The 20,534-nt window shown below is 40.9% G+C and carries 18 protein-coding genes; 7 read left to right on the forward strand and 11 right to left on the reverse strand.

Features of this window, described 5'->3' with window-relative positions:
• Window positions 1–7 precede the first annotated feature (7 nt).
• The 4 genes from AAEY97_RS17960 (at window position 8) to AAEY97_RS17975 (ending at window position 5,483) form a co-directional block, all read left to right on the forward strand.
• A complete protein-coding gene (locus tag AAEY97_RS17960; RefSeq protein WP_101088384.1) occupies window positions 8–970 on the forward strand; it encodes a sugar-binding transcriptional regulator in 963 nt (320 codons plus the stop codon).
• 200 nt (window positions 971–1,170) lie between these two features.
• A complete protein-coding gene (locus AAEY97_RS17965) occupies window positions 1,171–2,886 on the forward strand; it encodes a purine-cytosine permease family protein (protein ID WP_351000556.1) in 1,716 nt (571 codons plus the stop codon).
• A 150-nt stretch (window positions 2,887–3,036) separates the two neighbouring features.
• Window positions 3,037–4,557 carry a mannitol dehydrogenase family protein gene (locus tag AAEY97_RS17970; protein WP_351000559.1) on the forward strand — a complete coding sequence of 507 codons (1,521 nt, stop codon included), beginning with the start codon at window positions 3,037–3,039 and terminating at the stop codon, window positions 4,555–4,557.
• A gap of 5 nt (window positions 4,558–4,562) precedes the next feature.
• On the forward strand, window positions 4,563–5,483 hold the full coding sequence (locus AAEY97_RS17975) for a carbohydrate kinase family protein (RefSeq protein WP_101088381.1): 921 nt from the start codon (window positions 4,563–4,565) through the stop codon (window positions 5,481–5,483).
• A 131-nt stretch (window positions 5,484–5,614) separates the two neighbouring features.
• Here AAEY97_RS17975 and AAEY97_RS17980 read toward each other — a convergent pair whose 3' ends face one another.
• The 9 genes from AAEY97_RS17980 to AAEY97_RS18020 all read right to left on the reverse strand — a co-directional run bounded on the left by AAEY97_RS17980 (window position 5,615) and on the right by AAEY97_RS18020 (window position 13,040).
• Window positions 5,615–6,991 carry an anti-phage deoxyguanosine triphosphatase gene (locus AAEY97_RS17980; RefSeq protein WP_351000563.1) on the reverse strand — a complete coding sequence of 459 codons (1,377 nt, stop codon included), beginning with the start codon at window positions 6,989–6,991 and terminating at the stop codon, window positions 5,615–5,617.
• A 9-nt stretch (window positions 6,992–7,000) separates the two neighbouring features.
• Window positions 7,001–7,588, reverse strand: coding sequence for a 5'-deoxynucleotidase (gene yfbR / locus AAEY97_RS17985; protein ID WP_162023040.1), 588 nt, complete (start codon window positions 7,586–7,588; stop codon window positions 7,001–7,003).
• 112 nt (window positions 7,589–7,700) lie between these two features.
• A complete protein-coding gene (locus AAEY97_RS17990) occupies window positions 7,701–8,915 on the reverse strand; it encodes a pyridoxal phosphate-dependent aminotransferase (RefSeq protein WP_351000567.1) in 1,215 nt (404 codons plus the stop codon).
• A 280-nt stretch (window positions 8,916–9,195) separates the two neighbouring features.
• Window positions 9,196–9,756, reverse strand: a complete 561-nt coding sequence (efp, locus tag AAEY97_RS17995) for an elongation factor P (RefSeq protein WP_011637369.1) — start codon at window positions 9,754–9,756, stop codon at window positions 9,196–9,198.
• 49 nt (window positions 9,757–9,805) lie between these two features.
• Window positions 9,806–10,993, reverse strand: coding sequence for an elongation factor P maturation arginine rhamnosyltransferase EarP (gene earP / locus AAEY97_RS18000; protein ID WP_351000570.1), 1,188 nt, complete (start codon window positions 10,991–10,993; stop codon window positions 9,806–9,808).
• 93 nt (window positions 10,994–11,086) lie between these two features.
• Window positions 11,087–11,614 (reverse strand): flavodoxin FldA, encoded by a 528-nt coding sequence (gene fldA, locus AAEY97_RS18005; RefSeq protein WP_101088376.1) that lies wholly within the window; start codon window positions 11,612–11,614, stop codon window positions 11,087–11,089.
• A gap of 51 nt (window positions 11,615–11,665) precedes the next feature.
• Window positions 11,666–11,938, reverse strand: coding sequence for a LexA regulated protein (gene ybfE / locus AAEY97_RS18010; protein ID WP_011637372.1), 273 nt, complete (start codon window positions 11,936–11,938; stop codon window positions 11,666–11,668).
• 8 nt (window positions 11,939–11,946) lie between these two features.
• Complete coding sequence (locus tag AAEY97_RS18015; protein ID WP_059744892.1) at window positions 11,947–12,168, reverse strand: DUF2788 domain-containing protein; 222 nt, start codon at window positions 12,166–12,168, stop codon at window positions 11,947–11,949.
• Between the two features lie 98 nt (window positions 12,169–12,266).
• Window positions 12,267–13,040 carry an alpha/beta fold hydrolase gene (locus AAEY97_RS18020; protein WP_351000573.1) on the reverse strand — a complete coding sequence of 258 codons (774 nt, stop codon included), beginning with the start codon at window positions 13,038–13,040 and terminating at the stop codon, window positions 12,267–12,269.
• 299 nt (window positions 13,041–13,339) lie between these two features.
• Here AAEY97_RS18020 and seqA point away from each other — a divergent pair, with 299 nt between their 5' ends.
• The 3 genes from seqA (at window position 13,340) to AAEY97_RS18035 (ending at window position 16,267) form a co-directional block, all read left to right on the forward strand.
• Complete coding sequence (seqA, locus tag AAEY97_RS18025; protein ID WP_351000576.1) at window positions 13,340–13,963, forward strand: replication initiation negative regulator SeqA; 624 nt, start codon at window positions 13,340–13,342, stop codon at window positions 13,961–13,963.
• Between the two features lie 53 nt (window positions 13,964–14,016).
• Window positions 14,017–15,660 carry a phosphoglucomutase (alpha-D-glucose-1,6-bisphosphate-dependent) gene (gene pgm / locus AAEY97_RS18030; protein WP_101088373.1) on the forward strand — a complete coding sequence of 548 codons (1,644 nt, stop codon included), beginning with the start codon at window positions 14,017–14,019 and terminating at the stop codon, window positions 15,658–15,660.
• 139 nt (window positions 15,661–15,799) lie between these two features.
• Entirely contained in the window at window positions 15,800–16,267 is a 468-nt protein-coding gene (locus AAEY97_RS18035; RefSeq protein WP_351000579.1) for a hypothetical protein, read from the forward strand.
• A 117-nt stretch (window positions 16,268–16,384) separates the two neighbouring features.
• On the opposite strand, the gene katG is transcribed toward AAEY97_RS18035, so the two are convergent.
• The gene (katG, locus tag AAEY97_RS18040; RefSeq protein WP_351000582.1) at window positions 16,385–18,571 is read right to left on the reverse strand and encodes a catalase/peroxidase HPI; all 2,187 of its coding nucleotides are present in this window, start codon (window positions 18,569–18,571) and stop codon (window positions 16,385–16,387) included.
• Window positions 18,572–18,814: 243 nt separating this feature from the next.
• Window positions 18,815–20,362, reverse strand: coding sequence for a putative bifunctional diguanylate cyclase/phosphodiesterase (locus AAEY97_RS18045; RefSeq protein ID WP_351000585.1), 1,548 nt, complete (start codon window positions 20,360–20,362; stop codon window positions 18,815–18,817).
• Window positions 20,363–20,534 lie beyond the last annotated feature (172 nt).

Genomic DNA, 20,534 nt, shown 5'->3' on the forward strand with positions numbered 1-20,534 from the left:
GGACAACATGGATAACAAGTCGAATTCAGAACTCGCGCGATTAGAGCAAGCGGCAAGAGCTGCGTGGTTATATTACGTCGCGAAGAATACTCAAGATGAAATTGCCCAAAAATTAGAAGTATCAAGACAGTCAGCGCAACGTTTAGTCGCATTAGCGGTTAGTGAAGGGTTAATTAAAGTCCGTTTAGATCACCCCATTGGTAAATGTATGGAGTTGGGCCAACAGTTAACCCAAGCTTTTAATTTATTGGAATGCGAAATTGTCCCCAGCGATCCTGCTGATGACAGTTCCGTGCACGGTTTAGCGCAATGTGGTGCAGGCGTGTTAGAGCGGTACTTAAAGTCTGAACAACCTAAAACTTTAGCCTTTGGTACCGGACGAGCACTCAAAGCTTGTATCGATGAGTTACCTTCGATGCAATGTCCACAGCATAAAATAGTGTCGTTATTAGGCAACATGATGTTAGACGGTTCTGCATCAGCATTTGATATCGTAGTCAGCATGGCTAATCGAGTGCAGGCCAAGCATTACCCTATGCCATTACCCGTTATTGCGACTTCAGTAGCGGAAAAGCAGTTATTGCATGACTTAGCGCCGGTAAAAAGTATTTTTGAATTAGTTAAACAAGCAGATGCCACTTTTGTTGGTATTGGGCATATGGGCGCAGAGTCACCATTATTGCTCGATGGTTTCATTAATCAGTCACAGTTAACCGAGCTAATTAATGACAATGCCACTGGTGAAATTATCAGTTGGGTGTATAACCAGCAAGGGCAGTTACTCGAGCATTCAATGAATCAATTGGTGATGAGCTCACCGTTGAGAATTGATTCAAATAAACCTGTTTATGGCATTGCTGCTGGTCAACATAAAGTTGATGCAATATTTTCAGCATTGCAAGGTCGCTTAATTAATTCATTAATAACCAATGAATATACAGCTGAAAGAATATTAGCAAAGCTAAAGTAAATGATTAAATAAAATGATGTTTAACATTGAAATTAGATCAATAACGCGTGAATAATTTATAAAAATAATGTGAATATGAATGGGGTTATTATTTCAACTCAATAGAAATAATAAATAGTCAGTAAAGGAGATGTAGTATCACTTTATCATCGATTTTTGGTGAGGGTTTTACTTATTCCCTAAATAGGAATATAAAAATAATGACAATAAGTCAACATGAGGCTTCATTCAAACAAATGAATGAAGAGCAGCTGCCTGTAGCTAAAAATAAATTACATGGTTGGAAACACTTTGCAGGTTTATATGCTGGGGAGCATGTTGCCGCGACGGAGTTTGTTATTGGTGCCACTTTTGTTGCTCTAGGTGCCTCAACTATTGATATATTACTTGGACTATTAATTGGTAATCTATTGGCGATGTGTTCGTGGTGGTTATTAACGGCACCTATTGCTGTTGAAACTCGACTCAGTTTATATAATTATTTAAATAAGATTGCCGGCGACTCAATGACCAAGCTCTATAACTGGGCAAATGTCGTTATCTTCTCGGTGATATCCGCAGCGATGATCACAGTATCGTCGACAGCCGTTCGTTTCTTATTCGACATTCCGGCACAATTAAATTGGTACCCTAGCAGTCTATGGTTTGTGATGATTGTGTTAGCGGTAGGATCTATCGTCGTTGTCGTCGCCATGTATGGTTTCTCTACCGTGGCTGACTTTTCTAAAATTTGTGCGCCGTGGTTATTTGTTATTTTTATTGCCGGTTCATTTACCTTATTTCCAGTGTTATCAAATCATGTGATTGGCAGTACCACATTAACGGGCTGGCAAGACTTCATGACCATAGGTGACAGCTCAATTTGGACTGGATTAAATGACAAAGGTGAACCCGGTATTGGTTTACTTGAAGTGATAGGCTTTGCGTGGGCAGCTAACTCAATTACTCACTTCGGTTTGATAGACATGGCTATTTTCCGCTTCGCAAAGCGTAAAAGTTATGGTTTGATTTCAGGTGTTGGCATGTTCTTCGGCCACTACTTAGCATGGATCTCTGCTGGTATTATGGGGGCAGGTACTGCTGTACTATTAAAAACTACTATTACTCAACTCGATCCAGGTGATGTTGCTTACCATGCTTTAGGTTTTTCAGGCTTTGTGATTATCATTATCGCTGGTTGGACAACGGCTAACGCGAATTTATACCGTGCAGGCCTTGCCGCGCAGTCAATCTTTGTAAACCAATCTCGTGAACGTACTACCGCCATTGTAGGTTTAGTCACTGTAGTGATAGCGTGTTTCCCATTTGTGTTTTCGCAGATGTTACCGTTATTGACGTATGCAGGTCTATTAGTTGTACCAGTGGGGGGGATTGTATTTGCTGAGCACGTGTTGTTCCCTAAAATTGGCTTAACCCGCTATTGGGCTAAGTATCAAAACCTGTCTAAAAGTACACCGGCAATTGCATCTTGGGCATTAGCGTTAGTATTTGGGTTTGGTTTAAATAGTCTTGATATTATTTCATTCTATTACTTATTTATTCCAACATGGATATTCACCATTATTATTTATACTGTATTAGCTAAAAAATATGGTGCCGATTTAGATTATACAGACGCTATATTATTAGATGAGAAAGAACAGCAACAAATTGCCGAATACCAAGATGAAATGGCTAAAGATGATAAGCCTCATGTTGAAGACTGCAGTCAGTTCACCAAGGTATTAAATAGCTTTGCGGTTGTTTCTTTAGTGGTTATTAGCATACTGGCTGCGAAAGTGATGTTTTATAGCCCAACAATGACAATCTATGCAGAGAATAAATCTTTATTTGAAACAGTTTGTTTTGTCTGTACGATAATTTATTTTAGTTGTTCATATGTTGCTCTTAAACGACATAAAAAAATAAACTCGTAATCGCAGTATTAATAACTCAAGGCTAACGGCTGATCTTAATAGCTTAAGGCTAATGATGTTAATAAAACATTAGTCTTGAGTTAGCCGTGTTATTTCATTAGATAACACAACCATCCATATTGTTTAATTATTTTATGAGGCACAATCCACATGGATCATTCTCAAGATTCAAATGTTCAACTGAACACGTTAAACCTACAAAGTTTGTCAACATTACCTGCTAATGTTGATGTGCCGAAATACGATCGTAGCCAGTTAACCGCTGGGATTGTGCATATTGGTGTCGGTGGCTTTCATCGTGCTCATCAAGCAATGTATATCAATGAGTTATTGAAGCAACCTGGTTCTGAGTCTTGGGCGATTTGTGGTGTCGGTTTGTTAGAAGCTAACCGCAGTCTACGTGATGTGTTGGTGAAACAAGACTATCTGTACAGTTTAACGGTACGTCACCCGAATGGTCAGATTGATCATCAAGTGATGGGCTCGATGATTGACTTTTTATTTGCACCAGAAAACAAACAACAGGTCATTGATAAACTGATTCACTCAGACACTAAAATTGTGTCATTGACCATCACAGAAGGCGGTTATAACTTTAATCCTGCAACCGGTGAGTTTGATTTCAACAATCCAGACATAATCCATGATATGGCGAATCCTAATGACCCAATCACCGCGTTTGGTTATTTAACTGCAGCACTTAAACAGCGTAAAGCCAAGGGCATGAAGCCTTTTACCATTCAGTCTTGTGACAACATTCAGCATAACGGCGACATGACCCGTAAAATGCTACTGGCGTTTGTGAATAAAAATGACGCTGATTTAGGCCAATGGATTGAAACGAATGTAGCGTTTCCAAACGCAATGGTTGACCGTATTACCCCAGTGACAACCAAAGCAGACATCGAATATGTGGCTAACACATTACACATTAACGATGAATGGCCAATCACGTGCGAAGCCTTCACTCAATGGGTCATAGAAGACAACTTTAGTGATGGCCGTCCGGCGTTAGATACCGTTGGTGCACAATTTGTCAGTGACGTGACTCCATTTGAAAAAATGAAGATCCGTTTGTTAAACGCAGGCCATTCAGTATTAGGTTTATTAGGTTCTATACATGGTTTTGCGACGATTGATGAATCGGTATCTGATCCTTTATTTGCAACATATTTGCGTAAATTTATGGACGATGAAGTCACGCCGTTAATTGAGCAACTTGAAGGCATTGATTTAACTCAATACAAAGATACGCTAATTGAACGTTTTTCCAATCCGAACATTAAAGACAGCTTGGCGCGAATTTGTCTCGAAAGCTCAGCCAAGTTACCAAAATTTCTCATTGCTTCTATTAATGAAAATATCGAATTAGGCCGTGATACATCACTGGCCACATTGGTCATTGCTACCTGGTGTTTATACAGTGATAAACGTGTTGATCAGCAAGGGCAAGCGTTAGACATTAACGACCAAATGTCAGCACAGTTACATGAGTTTGCTAGCAGAACAGCACAAGATCCGTTAGCATTTTTACAGCTAACTGACTTATTTGGTGATCTAAATAATCAAGCAAGCTTTTGTAAAGATTATCGTCAAGCGATTACGGCCTTATATGCACCGGGCAGTGACATTAAATCGATTATGCAAGCAAGATTACAAGCGAAAGGTTAAGCCGTATGAATAGCATATTAATTAATCATAAAGCTAAGGCCGACATTAACATCAGTTGTTTTGGCGAAGTATTGTGGGATTGTTTCCCTGATGGCAAGCGTGTTGGCGGGGCACCTTTAAATGTGTGCGTCAGACTTAATGCCTTGGGCATTAAAGGTTCGATGATCAGTGCCGTTGGCGATGATTTATTAGGTCGCGAGTTACTGAGTTTTATTGACGATCGCGGTGTTAATCGTGACTGTATCGCCATAGACCCCGTTAAAAGCACCAGCACAGTACAAGTCACTTTAGACAACAATGGGTCAGCGTCTTATGACATTGTCGCCGATACTGCGTGGGATAATATCGCATTAACGGAAGATATAATTGAGCAAGTTAATCGTGCTGACGTGTTGGTTTTTGGCAGTTTAATTGGTCGCAATGATGTGTCTCTCAATACCTTAACCGCCGTAGTTGAATTGGCTTCGTTTTCGGTATTTGACGTTAACTTACGTGCACCGCATTACCAGATTGATAGTGTGGTTAGTTTGATGAAAAAAGCAGATTTTATCAAATTAAATGATGATGAACTGTATGAAATTGCTAAAGCCATGGGCTCGCCATTTAATTCATTAGAACAAAACTTGGATTATATTGCTGAGCAAACCCAAACCAATTATCTGTGTGTTACCAAAGGCAGTCATGGAGCATTACTGAGTGTTGCAGGGCAGAAGTATTATAATTCAGGTTATTTAGTCAATGTAGTTGATACCGTCGGCGCCGGAGATTCATTTTTAGGCTCGTTACTGTACCAATTATGCAGTGATAGTAATCCGCAGTATGCGATTGATTTTGCTTGCGCTGTGGGTGCTATGGTTGCTCAGTCTCATGGCGCTACGCCAATGCTCACGTTAAATGAAATACAAGCGTTTATGCACCCGGTATAAATTGATTGGTGTTTTTGTTAGTGAAGTGTGAAGTGTGAAATTTGGGTTATTTCCCCTTTATATAACCCGTTAGCGCTTGGTTGTTATAACCAAGCGCTTTTTTTATCGAAAATCAACAGAGGCAATAAATGTTATTGCTCGCGACTTAACTCCATAATGCCTGCGGTTTTTGAACCAAATAATTGCTGATGTAAGCGACCGGCAAATTCATCGGTCATCCCAGAAATATAATCAGCAATCACCCGCATTGGATTATTATTGTCATTACGCTCTGCTAACCATCGGTCTCGAGTATTAAGTGGTAACAGACGTTCAGGATCCGAGGCAAACGCTTCAAACAATTCCATCACAACCTGTTGGCCCTTATATTCCAGCATCTGGATTTCAGGTTTACGAATAACATACTTGAAAACTAATTGTTTCAGTACATGTAATGCTGCTGCAAAGTCTGGCTCTAATTCGGCATTATATTTTAATAAGTCTTCGTCAAATTGTGGGTTGGTACTAATGCCAATCGCGGTGACGAAACCGTTGACTAAGGTACCGATAGCATCTTTGCGTAAATGATGTTCATGAGAGAATAGCTTGTCACCAATGTTAGCGATTTCCGATATCAGCCATTGATCTTTGATTTCAGTTAACTGCCCAACCACATCGCGCTGCCACTGATGTTGGTTGACAATTCCCATTACAATAGCATCCTCGAGATCGTGTACCGCATAAGCAATGTCATCTGCCAATTCCATAATCGAGCAATCAAATGACTTATAGCGCGTTTTTAAATGGGGATAATCTACATGTGTATGGCTTTGTTCACTGCTAATAAACAACTGCCTATCCGATTCTGATAATGCCGCTAATACCCAATCAATAATGGGTATATCATCATCAAATAATCCTTTTACCGGTGGCCATTCTGAGGGTTTTAGTTGGCGATGATTGGCTATGTCTGGCCTATTTTGATTGATATACAATTGCGAATACGTTGCTGGGTATTTCATTACCCCAAGTAAAGTACGCCGAGTAAGGTTCATCCCCCATGAAGGGGTATAGGGTTCTAAACGAGTTAAAATTCGAAAGGTTTGGCCGTTGCCTTCAAAACCACCGTGATGGCGCATCATGTAATTTAATGCGACTTCACCGCCGTGGCCAAAAGGTGGATGACCGATGTCGTGAGCCAAACAAATCGATTCAATGAGGCTCATTGAATTGAGTAAATACCTAAGGTCCGGATATTTTCGACGTAGTTGAGCAGTAATGCCAGTACCAATTTGTGACACTTCTAATGAATGTGTTAGCCGAGTACGGTAAAAGTCATTCATGCCAACGCCAAGCACTTGCGTTTTGGCTTGAAGCCGACGAAATGCTGCTGAATGCAGAATACGTGCGCGGTCTCGTTGATATGGGCTGCGATGATCATTACGGCGCTGTTTATCTTCACCGAGTAAACGTTGCTGCCAACGACTGTTCTGTTCTGTATTACTGGACTCGATGGTGTTATCAGGCATAAAATTCCTTTACAACATTTGATTAATTTCGTCTAAATTCAATGTAAAACTTGGAATAAAACAATCACGGAAATAACCTACGGCAGGGTTAGGGTTGTCGTCTAACATTTGTTCTAAACGTTTACGGGCACTATTAAATTCACTGTTACCGGCTTTTTGTTCTTCTAAGCACTTTAAATATGCGCAGAGAGTATCAGCTGCTTTCACAATGGCTTTGTATTGTGGATCCGCTGCTTCACTGATAAACAGGCTGCGGTAATCGTCTTTAAATTCATCTGGTACCATTTCTAACATTCTCTGTTCAGCTATGGCTTCAATCTTTTTATATTCGGCTTCGATTTCTTTATTAAAGTATTTTACTGGTGTGGGTAAATCGCCAGTTAAAATTTCGCTAGCATCATGATAGATGGCAATGGTTGCCGCTTTATTGGCGTCTAAGTCGGTAGCGAATTTTTTATTGCTGATAATCACTAAAGCGTGAGCGACCATCGCCACTTGTAGTGAATGCTCTTGAACGTTTTCGCGGCGCACGTTATGCATTAACGGCCAACGTTGGATCAGTTTCATCCGAGATAAATGGGCAAATAAATGACTCATGAGACTCCTTACTGCGCTCAATAGTTTGTCTCAGCTTACAGGAGCTTATCAATAAAAAAAAGCGACTGTTCAGTCGCTTAGTGTTTTATTGAACAGATATCTCGTTAAGGTGCTATTGGCGATAGTCTTCCAAGAAATCACCAAACTCGGTGAGCGCTTTAGCCAAGTCTTCTTTATAGGGTAAAAAAACCACTCTAAGGTGATCTGGCTCAGGCCAGTTAAAGGCAGTTCCTTGTACTAACAGAATTTTTTTGGTTTTTAACAAATCAAGCACCAAACGTTCATCATCACGTAAATTAAACTTCTTCATGTCTAATTTCGGGAATGCGTACAAGGCACCTTTAGGTTTTTTACAGCTGACCCCAGGAATTTGATTAAGCAATTCGTACACCGCATCGCGTTGTATGGTTAAGCGGCCGTTAGGTAATATCAGCTCATTAATTGACTGATAACCACCTAATGCGGTTTGAATAGCATGTTGATTGGGTACATTGGCACACAGACGCATAGACGCCAGCATTTCTAGGCCTTCAATGTAACTTTTGGCCGCTTTTAAATTACCCGATAACATCATCCAACCCACACGGAAACCTGCGGCGCGATAGGCTTTAGATAAGCCATTAAAGGTGATAGTCAGAATGTCATCAGATAAACCAGCGGCAGGGATGTGCTTGGCCTCGTCGTATAAAATTTTATCGTAAATTTCATCGGCGAATAATATCAAATCGTGTTGACGACATAGCTCAACAACCTCTAGCAGCAATTCTTTACTGTAAACCGCACCGGTAGGGTTGTTTGGGTTGATCATCACAATCGCACGTGTGCGGCTGCTGATTTTACTCTTTATGTCATCTAAATCAGGAAACCAATCGGCTTCTTCATCGCAGCTATAATGTACTGCTTTACCACCAGCGAGGTTTGCCGCTGCAGTCCATAATGGATAATCAGGTGATGGGATCAGTACTTCATCATCGGTGTTAAGCAGCCCTTGCATGGCCATTACGATCAATTCAGAGACACCATTGCCTATGTAGATATCTTCAATATCGACGCCAAAAATACCTTGAGCTTGGTAATGCTGCACAATGGCTTTACGCGCAGAGAATAAGCCTTTTGACTCGCAGTAACCTTGGGCACTGGGTAAGTTTAAAATAACGTCTCGAACGATTTCTTCTGGGGCTTCAAATCCAAAGGGGGCAGGGTTGCCGATATTAAGCTTTAAAATACGATGACCTTCGTCTTCTAACCGACGGGCCTCTTTATGTACTGGTCCGCGGATGTCATAACAAACGGAATCAAGCTTATTGGATTTGATAATGGGTCGCATACTACTACTCTCGATAACTAAATACGGCTTAAGTTAGCGAACCATAACGAATTTATTGGCATTGTGAAAGAGGCAAACAAGCAAAATGAATAATAATATTAGTGTTAAATGCTGATTCTGTCAGTAAATTAGCTATCGCTTCAGTGTTAAATGCTGTTTTTAGGTTGTGAATCAGTATGTGTATAGTGTTTGACAACAAAAAAGCCAGCACTTAGTGCTGGCTTTTGCTGAGTTGACTTGTGTTATTACTATTTTACTAATAACTCAAATTAACTGACGCTTAAACGCGCTTCTTGAACTCGCCTGTACGAGTATCAATTTCAATCTTGTCACCGACTTTAACAAAATCAGCAACGGTAACAGTACCACCACCAGTAATGGTAGCTGGCTTCATTACTTTGCCTGAAGTGTCACCACGAGCAGAAGGCTCGGTGTAGATAACTTCACGGACAATGTGAACTGGTAATTCAACAGAAATAGCCTTGCCTTCATAGAAGGTGACTTGGCAAACGTCTTCCATACCATCAATGATATAGTCAGCAGCATCACCTAAGTTGTCAGCTTCTACATCATACTGGTTGTATTCTTCATCCATGAATACATACATAGGGTCAGCGAAGTATGAGTAAGTACAATCAAGACGTTCTAGAATGATATCGTCTAATTTGTCTTCACCTTTGAAGGTTTGTTCAGTGCCAGAATCTAGCAATACGTTCTTTAATTTTAACTTAACGATTGCAGCGTTACGGCCAGAACGAGTTGTTTCAGTCTTCTGAACAACCCATGGGCTGCCATCTAACATGATCACGTTACCAGGACGGATTTCATGAGCAGTTTTCATTTCACTATTTCCTATATATTTAGATTTTTTTTATTTATAGAGCAGTATCTTAGCTATTTTTAACGAATTGAACTAGTCGACTCGCAAGATCTGCTTCATTTAACGCGTTAATTGGCCATTCAATAGCATGTTGCATTAAAGACAAATTAACAGAATGTAATTGTTGCCAGTGCATTACTACCGCGTTTGTATTCCCCTGGTTGAAGGCCAAATTCACCTCAGACCAAGAGGCAGCAATTTCTGGAGCAAGATTATCGCAGTAAATTTGCATAAAAGCTTGTAATTTTACCAAGTGATAATCATCTTCTTGAGGATAAATGTGCCATATGAAGGGTTTTGCAGCCCATTGAGCACGTAAAAACGAATCTTCACCCCGCACAATATTAAAATCACAGCTCCATAGCAAGCGATCAAAAGCATTTTGATCAGTCATGGGTAATATATGTAGGGTTAAGTTACCTATTGTAAATTGTTGACCGGGCATCAAATCTTTAATGTCACAGGGCAATATGCTCGTTAAGCTATGTAAACTGCGTCCTTTAGGGATTAGTGCATGAATTGGGCTTGGCGATGTTTGCCATAATTCACACAAAGCAGCTAAGGCTGGCGTTTCATAACTAAAGACACTGATAACCGTGTCTTTAGCATCTATTCCCTGTAACCCCAGTTTGTTGAACAATGCTAATTTATGTTTTGAGTCAGCTTGCCATTCGTCACGTTGTTTAAATAATTCCCGCTCACAGATAAGCCCGCCTGTCTTAGGGGTAAAACCTGGAAAATAGAACCACTTTTTAACCCCACCAGGCTGTGAAGAGGGCAACCCGTGACAACCCTCTACCCAATCTTCAGCACTGAGATATTCAAGGTTTAACCATGTAGGGGCTCGAGAAAGAGGGTGTTGATGTAATTGATTTATTATGGATTTTATTTGTGATGGTAATTCACAGGCAAATGCTTCAATAACGACATTACCAGCAATAAACTCTATATCTAGTGGGTTATTCCATTGAAATATATTCACACCACTGAATGTTTGCTTCGATTTATGTGGATCTAGCATGGGTAATATATGCGAAAAACTCAGTAAGTCATCGACCCATAAATTGATGGGAATATCATATTCAGCCACCAGTTGCTTAGCCAAACGCCAGGTGACACCTATGTCACCATAGTTATCGACCACGACACAAAAGATATCCCAATGAGGGTGTAATGGGTTGAAATTATTGACTGACATATTGGTGGTTACTTAACCGTTAAACCAAACTATAGACATAAAAAAGCGGCAATAAAGCCGCTTTCAATCACAAAACTAATCTGATGATGTGGGTTAGTCTTCTAACTCAGCTAGACACATTTCTTCATAAACTAGCTTCACCCAGCCGTCAACACGTTCTTCAGTTAGCTCAGGTTGACGATCTTCATCAATCCCTAAACCGACAAAGTGCTTGTCGTCTGCCATGCCCTTAGAGGCTTCAAAATTGTAGCTTTCAGATGGCCAATTACCAATGATAATACCGCCTCGAGCTTCAACGATGTCACGTATCATGCCCATCGCATCAAGGAAATATTCAGCATAATCTTCTTGGTCACCACAACCAAAAATAGCGACTAGCTTATCGGTAAAGTCAATTTGCTCAAGCTCTGGGAAAAAGTCATCCCAATCACACTGTGCTTCGCCGTAATACCATGTTGGAATACCAAACATAAGCAAATCGTATTCAGCAATTTGCTCCTTGGTACTCTTTGCGATGTCTTTAACATCGAGCATGCTTTTACCCAGTTTTTTCTGGATCATTTTGGCTACAGCTTCGGTGTTGCCAGTGTCGCTACCGAAAAAAAGACCTACAGTTGCCATTGTCTATCCTTTAAATATCTAGTTCGCGTTGTGCGATGTTCTAAAAACGTCTCAGTTGTCGAGTTGCTGTTGCAGAATAAATTCGATTAACTGGCTACGGCTGATGTTACTGTTCAAAGCTTGTTGGTTCAAGGCGTCATACAAATCTTGTGACACCTTTAACTCTATTCGCTTTAAACCGTTAGCGCGATCGCGCTGAATTTGGTTACGTTTATTGATCTTTAATTGCTGCTCCCGAGAAAGAGGGTTACTTCTCGGACGCCCACGGCGAGTTTCAGCGGCAAAAAGGTCAATAGTCGTTCTATCTGTTGTTTCTTTTGCCATTGTACTCTTTAACCGATCCCAGAGCCTTCCCAGGTCATCTGAATGATACCTTTTGCAATAAACCCGGCGCAGCCGAGGAATAACACTGCCCAAACAATATATCGACCAAATTTAGGGACTTCACCTTGTTTAAGCACATCATGGATAGCCATGCCGATAAAAAAGAATATCGATGCAAAAAACAAGTTCAAGCCTACTGCTTCAATTTGTTCCATGTATTGGTTTAACATACTTCTACCTTCGCTATTGAGTGTCTGGCGAAAAGAGGGCGCGAATATATCACATCACGATACAATCGGCTATGTTCAAAAAGGTAAATATTAAAAATTTACCCTTGGTTTTGTTCAATAAACTCAGACACGATGCGATTAAAGATCTCAGGCTTTTGTGCATGTAACCAATGGCCTGTACCGTTCAATGTTTTTGCACTGGCATGTGGAAATTGACGCATGATTTCATCACGATGCTCAGCAGTGACATAATTTGACTCACCGCCACGGATAAATAGTGCTGGTTTATCAAAATGATCGTTATCGGTTAAAGGCAAATTCCAACCTATAATACGGTCGTAAGATTCGATTAGCCCAGTTAAATTCATTTTCCACTCAAAGCCGCTGTCTGTGCGGTGTAGATTCTTGAGTAAGAATTGAGATGTCGGCTCATCAATACCGGCGTTGATTAAGTGTGCTATGGCCGACTTTCGAGTGGTATCGCTGTTTAATACTAAACTGGTTAAGCCTGCAAATACGGTTTGATGTCTTGGGCTGTATGCTACCGGCGCGATATCTGCAATCACTAAGCTTTTGACACGCTCTGGGTGTAAAAGAGCCATTGCCATCGCAATTTTTCCGCCCATAGAATGGCCGACCACATGGGCTTGTTCAATCTGCAAATCATCGAGTACATCAATCATGGCATCAGCCAGTTGAGAGTAATCCATGTTGTCCCAATGCTCGCTTAAGCCATGATTGGGTACATCAACCCTTATGACTTGATGTTGTTGCTCAAGCACACTGGCGAGGTTTTTTAGATTATCAAGATTACCAAACAGCCCATGAATAAGCAGGACGGCTTCACCTTGACCAGAAGATACATAATGCATAATTCAATAAGCTCATTGGACATTTAATGCGGAAGATTCTGCTGCAATGAGCCGGTCAAATCAAGTTTTGCTGACACATGTTGCCATAGTTGCTGATATTTTAAACTGCTTTCAAAAAAATATGAGTAATATAGGCCATTAAATGATTTTGTCACTTTATTAGTAGGTTAAGCATGGCTTACACTGAAGCAATATTTTTTTGATCGCATTATTATTAATTCGATCTGCGATCCCGACTTAATCTGATGCCAATGTAATCTTGGCAACAGTAATAGACTGATAGAAAAAGGATGACTCTGATGAAATACATTGAAATTGACGAAGAACTTTATCGCTTTATTGCCAGTAAAACTGAACGCATCGGCGAAAGCGCTTCCGATATTTTGCGTCGTTTATTGAACTTGTCAGTCGAAAATGTCGATATAAGCTTACCTACAGACATTAGTCACCCAAGTTTAGAGTCGCAATCGCCAGTAAATCGTCATCCAGTTTTTGATCAAGCCAAAGTAGCTGTTGAAAAAGTGATCGCTGAGCAAAAGAGTGCCATTCAGCACGTTCCATTAGAAGACATTGCAACGTCAACAACTATTGATTTTGATGCCATTGTAAGCCAACACTTATTAAGTCAGCAGAAAGGTGCCGTTGGGCGTTTTATGCATTTATTATCCAGCCTTGAATCTACTGCTCGTAGTGACTTTGACAAAGTGCTTAATGTGCAAGGCAAAGGACGTTTGTATTTTGCCCGCTCTAAACAGGCGTTATTAACGTCAAGTAAATCTTCTAATCCAAAAGAAATCGCATCAAGTGGATTTTGGGTCACCACCAATAACAATACCGCCAAAAAACAAACTATTCTAACAGAGGTATTGGAACATTTAGGTTGTGACAGTGAAAGAGCGAAGAGCATCGCCGAACACATTTAACCTTTGAGTTTTGTCGAAGATTCATTTTTTATTTACTAACTAGGAGACCACTCGTGGCCATTCATCAACGCGCAGGACAGCAAGCTTTACAAACGGATTTAGTGAATATTCCTAAATTGATGAGTCATTATTATCGCATTATTCCTAATGTGGAAGACGTGCAACAAAAAGTGACATTTGGTACATCGGGTCATCGAGGCAGTGCGTTTTCATCGAGTTTCAATCAAAACCACATTTGGGCTATCACCCAAGCAGTTGTCGATTATCGTCATTCCGCCAATATAAGCGGGCCAATGATTGTGGGTTTTGACACCCATGCATTGTCTTATGCAGCATTTATGTCGGTGGTCGAAGTATTAACTGCAAACCAAGTTAAAATGCTAATTCAACAGCATGATGGTTTTACCCCAACACCAGTGGTGTCTCAAGCGATTGTTCGTGCAAATTCGTCAGCACCTGCTGCGTTAATCGATGGGTTAATTATTACTCCTTCGCACAATCCTCCACAAGATGGTGGCATTAAGTACAATCCACCTCATGGCGGTCCTGCTGAAGGTGAAATTACTAAAATCATCGAAACAAAAGCCAATGAATATCTTGCCAATCAACTCTCAGGCGTTAAAAAAGTTAATTACGGTGTCGCGGTTAAATCGGGTTGGATTGATGAAGTCGATTTTATTGCACCTTATGTTGAATCTCTTGCTGAAGTCATTGATATGGAAGCGATTAAAAAAGCCAACATTCGTATAGGTGTTGATCCTTTAGGTGGGTCGGGTATTTACTACTGGGAGCAAATTGCCGCTCACTATGGTGTAGATATTACCTTAGTCAATGATAAAGTTGATCCCACATTTGGCTTTATGCCATTAGATAAAGACGGCAAAATCCGGATGGATTGCTCGTCTCCTTATGCCATGGCAGGTTTGTTAGCGTACAGCGAAGATTATGATTTGTGCGTCGGTAATGACCCGGATTATGACCGTCACGGTATTGTGTGCCCTGGCTTTGGACTGATGAACCCTAACCATTATTTGGCGGTGGCGATAGACTATTTAATGACTCATCGTCCACAATGGGCTGAGTCACTCGCAGTGGGTAAAACCTTAGTATCAAGTGCAATGATTGATCGTGTTTGTAATGCGTTAGGTCGACAATGCTTAGAAGTGCCTGTGGGCTTTAAATGGTTTGTTGATGGCTTAGCAAATAGCACCATTGCATTTGGTGGCGAAGAAAGTGCTGGTGCAGCGTTTTTAAAACGTGATGGCAGTACCTGGTGTACTGATAAAGACGGCTTTATTTTAGCATTACTAGCGGCTGAGATTTTAGCCGTAACAGGCAAAACACCTGCACAACGCTATAAAGAGTTAACCGATCAATTTGGTGAAAGTTTTTACACTCGTATCGATAGCCCAATTAGTCTTAAGAAAAAAGCTAAGTTTGAACAGTTAAATCGTGACAGCTTTACCGACACAGAATTAGCGGGTGAGGCGATTACAGCAATATTAAGTCATGCGCCTGGTAATAATGCGGCGATTGGCGGGATTAAAGTCACTACCGAAAATGGCTGGTTTGCTGCGCGTCCATCAGGTACTGAAGCCTTGTTTAAAATCTACGCCGAAAGCTTTATTAGTCAGCAGCATTTGGATGACATTATTACTCAAGCACAGACTATGATTGATCAAGCTTTGAAAGGTTAAGTTAACTGTTACTTGTTTAATAAAAAAAAGCACTGATTTTCAGTGCTTTTTTTGCTTCTATTGATGCGATTTTTTTGTCAGTATGGCTTAACTGTTCGTTGTTAATAATTAATGTTAAGTCATTTCAAGGAAGATATTAATGAATAAATATATGTCACTACTTTCTTTACCTGTGATTATTTTATCGGGTTGCCAAACTCAAACTCAAACTCAAACTCAAACTCAAACTCAAACTCAAACTCAAACTCAAACTCAAACTCAAACTCAAACCGTTCAAGTACCTCAAGCCGTGTTTAATACAAAGGTAATCACTATTGAAAATTCTCAACTCAATCAATATTGGTCATTGGAGCAGATTAAACCTGTAATGTTAAACAAACGTCCTGATTGGTTACCAAGAGGTGCAGGTAAGGGCGAATATTATATTACGATTGACTCAAACGGTAACGAAGTCAGCAAAGAGCTTATTAGCTCGCAGCCAGAGGGCTGGATGACGCAAGCATTAGTCAATAAGATGCCAAAACAGCAGTATGTGCCAGCGGCATCGAATATTAAGCGAGTACCAGTGAAAGTGAAAATGGATTTTGAAGTAAAGCGTATGAATTGATCTTGAGGTTACTTAACCTGCATTGAGCGATTTAACCAAATATAATTCGAGGGCAGAATAATACATTCCGCCCTCGATATTATTTTACAAACTATACATTATTACTAACCGTCGTCACTAGGCTAGGTCAAACCTGTCTGCATTCATTACTTTAGTCCACGTTTTAACAAAGTCTTTAACAAACTTCTCTTTTGCGTCGTCTTGTGCATAAATCTCTGCATACGAACGTAAAATAGAGTTTGAGCCAAAGACTAAATCAACTCGAGTTGCAGTCCATTTCACTTTATCAGTGCTGCGCTCCACAATGTGATACAGATTTTTACCTGCAGGCTTCCAGTTGTACGACATATCAGTTAAGTTGACAAAAAAGTCATTTGATAACACGCCAACATTGTCGGTAAATACACCGTGTTGACTGTTGTCGTAGTTGGTTCCTAATACTCGCATACCACCAACCAATACTGTCATTTCATGCGCGGTTAGCCCCATTAATTGAGTACGGTCGAGCATCATTTCTTCTGGCTGAACGATATAGTCTTTCTTTTGCCAGTTTCTAAATGCATCGTGTAGAGGCTCTAACACATCAAAAGACTCAACATCAGTTTGAGCTTGCGTTGCATCGCCACGTCCGGCAACAAAAGGCACCGATATCTTAACGCCAGCAGCATGAGCAGCTTGCTCTACTGCGGCTGATCCTCCGAGCACAATTAAATCTGCAATACTAACCGGCTTAGTTAGGCCTGCTTGAATAGTGGTTAACACCGCTAATACTTTTTGTAACCTTGTCGGCTCGTTACCTTGCCAGTCTTTTTGTGGCGCTAAACGAATACGTGCACCGTTGGCTCCGCCACGAAAATCTGAACCACGGAAAGTGCGGGCACTGTCCCAAGCCGTAGCCACAAGTTCAGCAATACTTAATCCACTGGCCAGAATCTTAGCTTTAGTGTCGGTAACTTCTTGTTCGGTTAAGCTGTAATCAACTTGTGGAACAGGATCTTGCCATATTAACTCTTCAGCAGGTACATCCGTGCCTAAATAACGACTTTTAGGACCCAAATCTCTGTGGGTAAGCTTAAACCAAGCACGAGCAAACACATCCGAGAAATAAGCTGGATCTTGATAAAAACGCTCTGAAATTTTTCTATACTCTGGGTCCATCTTCATCGCCATATCAGCGTCGGTCATGATAGGACTTAGGCGAATCGATGGATCTTCAACATCAACAGGCTTATGCTCTTCTTTGATGTCGATTGGCTGCCATTGCCATGCACCAGCAGGGCTCTTTTTAAGTTCCCACTCGTAGTTAAGCAATAACTCAAAGTAGCCATTGTCCCACTGAGTTGGGTTGGTTGTCCAAGCGCCTTCAATACCGCTTGTTACCGTGTCACGGCCAATACCGCGGCTTGTTTTGTTTAACCAGCCTAAACCTTGGTCTTCGAGTTCAGCCCCTTCAGGAGCGGCTTCGAGCTTTTCTGCACGACCATTGCCGTGACATTTACCGACAGTGTGACCACCAGCAGTAAGCGCGACGGTTTCTTCGTCATTCATTGCCATGCGTTCAAAGGTGACACGAATGTCTTGTGCGGTTCTCAGTGGGTCTGGCTTGCCATCAGGACCTTCAGGATTGACATAAATTAATCCCATCATTACGGCGGCTAATGGATTTTCGAGATCTCGTTCGCCTGAATAGCGGCTATTGGGTGTATCGCTTGTTGCCAGCCATTCTTTTTCTGAACCCCAGTATATGTCTTTCTCTGGATGCCAGATGTCAGCTCGGCCGCCAGCAAACCCAAAGGTTTTTAGGCCCATAGATTCATAAGCAATGGTGCCAGCGAGAATGATCAAATCAGCCCAAGACAACTTATTGCCATATTTCTTTTTAATTGGCCACAGTAATCTACGTGCTTTGTCTAAATTGGCGTTATCTGGCCAGCTGTTGAGTGGCGCAAAACGTTGGTTACCAGTTCCTGCACCGCCGCGACCGTCTGCTATACGATAAGTACCAGCAGAGTGCCAAGCCATACGGATCATCAGTCCACCATAATGGCCCCAGTCGGCTGGCCACCAATCTTTGCTATCAGTCATGAGTGCGTGGAGATCTTGTTTTACCGCAGACAAGTCGAGGCTTTTAAACGCCTCGCGGTAATCGAAGTTAGGATCCATTGGATCGGTTTTATTGTCATGCTGATGAAGAATATCGAGATTAAGTGCATTAGGCCACCACTCCATAACGTCGCTCGCGACTGTGGTATTGCCGCCGTGGTTTACTGGGCATTTGCCTTGGGTTTGTTGTGCTTTGTCCATGATAGGTTCCTTTATCACTAAAAATAGCATAAATTTTATGCATCACTGGATTTCTATAATAGGCTAACTGACTGTGACTACGAATGAAAGCGACTTTTTTCGGTCCGGCTAATCGATTTTATTGATGAATAAGATTAGTCATGCTGACTGTTAAAAATCGTTCGATAATAGAACAGTATGTTGATAGAGATTAGGCCAATAATTTGGTGTAAGTCATGGTCCAAGTCATTAAAGACTATGATGCTAGACTGCGGTGCTCATTGATTGTTGTACTTGAATATAATGGGCAAAAGATGACATGGGCATAGGTTTACTATAGTAGTAACCTTGGGCGAGATCGCAACCCAGTGATGCTAGTAATGTCGCCGTTTCACTGTTCTCTACGCCTTCTGCTACAACATTACAATTTAAGTGTTGGGACAGAAAAATGACTGATTTTACTATTGCCAAGTCTGCATCGCTATGATGGATACTGTTGATAAATGAACCATCAATTTTAATTTGGGTAACAGGAAGGTCACGCAGTAGTTCTAGCGAAGAAAACCCCGTTCCAAAATCATCAATACTGAATGCTCCCCCCGCAGCGGTAATCTGTGTCATCGCATCTTTAGCTTGTGCAACATTGGTCATCATTGCACTTTCGGTTATTTCAAACATTATCTTCTGCGATGAGTGATTGCCGTTAACAAGTGACACACTTTTATTGATTAGGGTTGGATCTTGTAAATCTTTAGCGGACAAATTGAGATGGATACACAAAGACAACCCCAAGGATTCAAAATGCTCAACGTCCTTTGCAACTTGTTGCATTACCCAATCGGTTATTTGGTTTATAAGGGTAGTTTGTTCGGCAATATTAATAAACACACTTGGGGGCGTGTAACTGCCATCTGGACGAGGCCAGCGAATAAGCGCTTCGACGCCGTAAAGGCTGTTGTCGCGAAGATTTATGATAGGTTGATACCAGAGTTCAAACTCCTGTTGTTCAATCGCGCGTTTTAATAAAGCACTGATATTCACTTTTTCGGCGGCATTGGTTTCAAGGCTATGATCATAGGTGGTATATAAGGTGGCTAGTTTTTTACTTGAGTACATAGCAATATCGGCTTGCTGTAACAATTGACCTATTTCACTTGCGTAGCTGGGATAGTGAGATAATCCTACGCTAGCGCCCACTAATAAATCATAACTCTCAATGCAAAATGTCTTTTCAAGCGCCTGGTGTATAGCGTTAATGGTGTGTTGAACCTGAGCTAATTCTACTTGAGTGACAATGACAGCAAATTCGTCTCCGCCAAGTCTAAATAACGTTGCATCATCGGGTAAATGTTCAGAAACACTCTTACCGACTTCAATTAAGAGTAAGTCACCATAATAATGGCCTAAAGCATCATTGACTTGTTTAAAACGGTTTAAATCAATCAGCAACAGGCTGAATGGCAGTCCAACATCGACATGATGACTTAACGAGTTCATTAAATATTGTCGATTAGGTAGACCTGTTAAGCTATCGTGCAGCGCATTACTGCGCTCATTGATGACTAATTTTTCGACTTTAAGCAAACTCATTAAACTCAGTCGAGTGACCAACACAACAAATCCGCCACCAAAAAACATGATGATGCAAAAAATGACATCTGATATTGCCAAGTCAGATTGTTTACACAGGTAATAAAAAACCCCTGTATAGCCCAGCACGAAAAAGATGATCAATCCTCTAAGCACTCGCCAGCCAGTATTATTGTCCTTAACACAAATTTTGTTTACTGCTCTTAAACTAAAGACCAGCATACAGAGTCCTAAAATAAGCATTGATAAAGCCAATATCTGCAACAATCGCTATTTCCTGTGGTAAGAAGGGAAGGATAATCGATAAAACGAGCGAGCTGTTATTAAAGATTGCTGTAAAATGTAGTTGTGAAGGTGTGTTGTTCGTGTAGATTTATTAAGGACAGTGTATTTA

The sequence above is a fragment of the Shewanella sp. TB7-MNA-CIBAN-0143 genome (assembly GCF_040310065.1).
Taxonomy (GTDB): domain Bacteria; phylum Pseudomonadota; class Gammaproteobacteria; order Enterobacterales; family Shewanellaceae; genus Shewanella.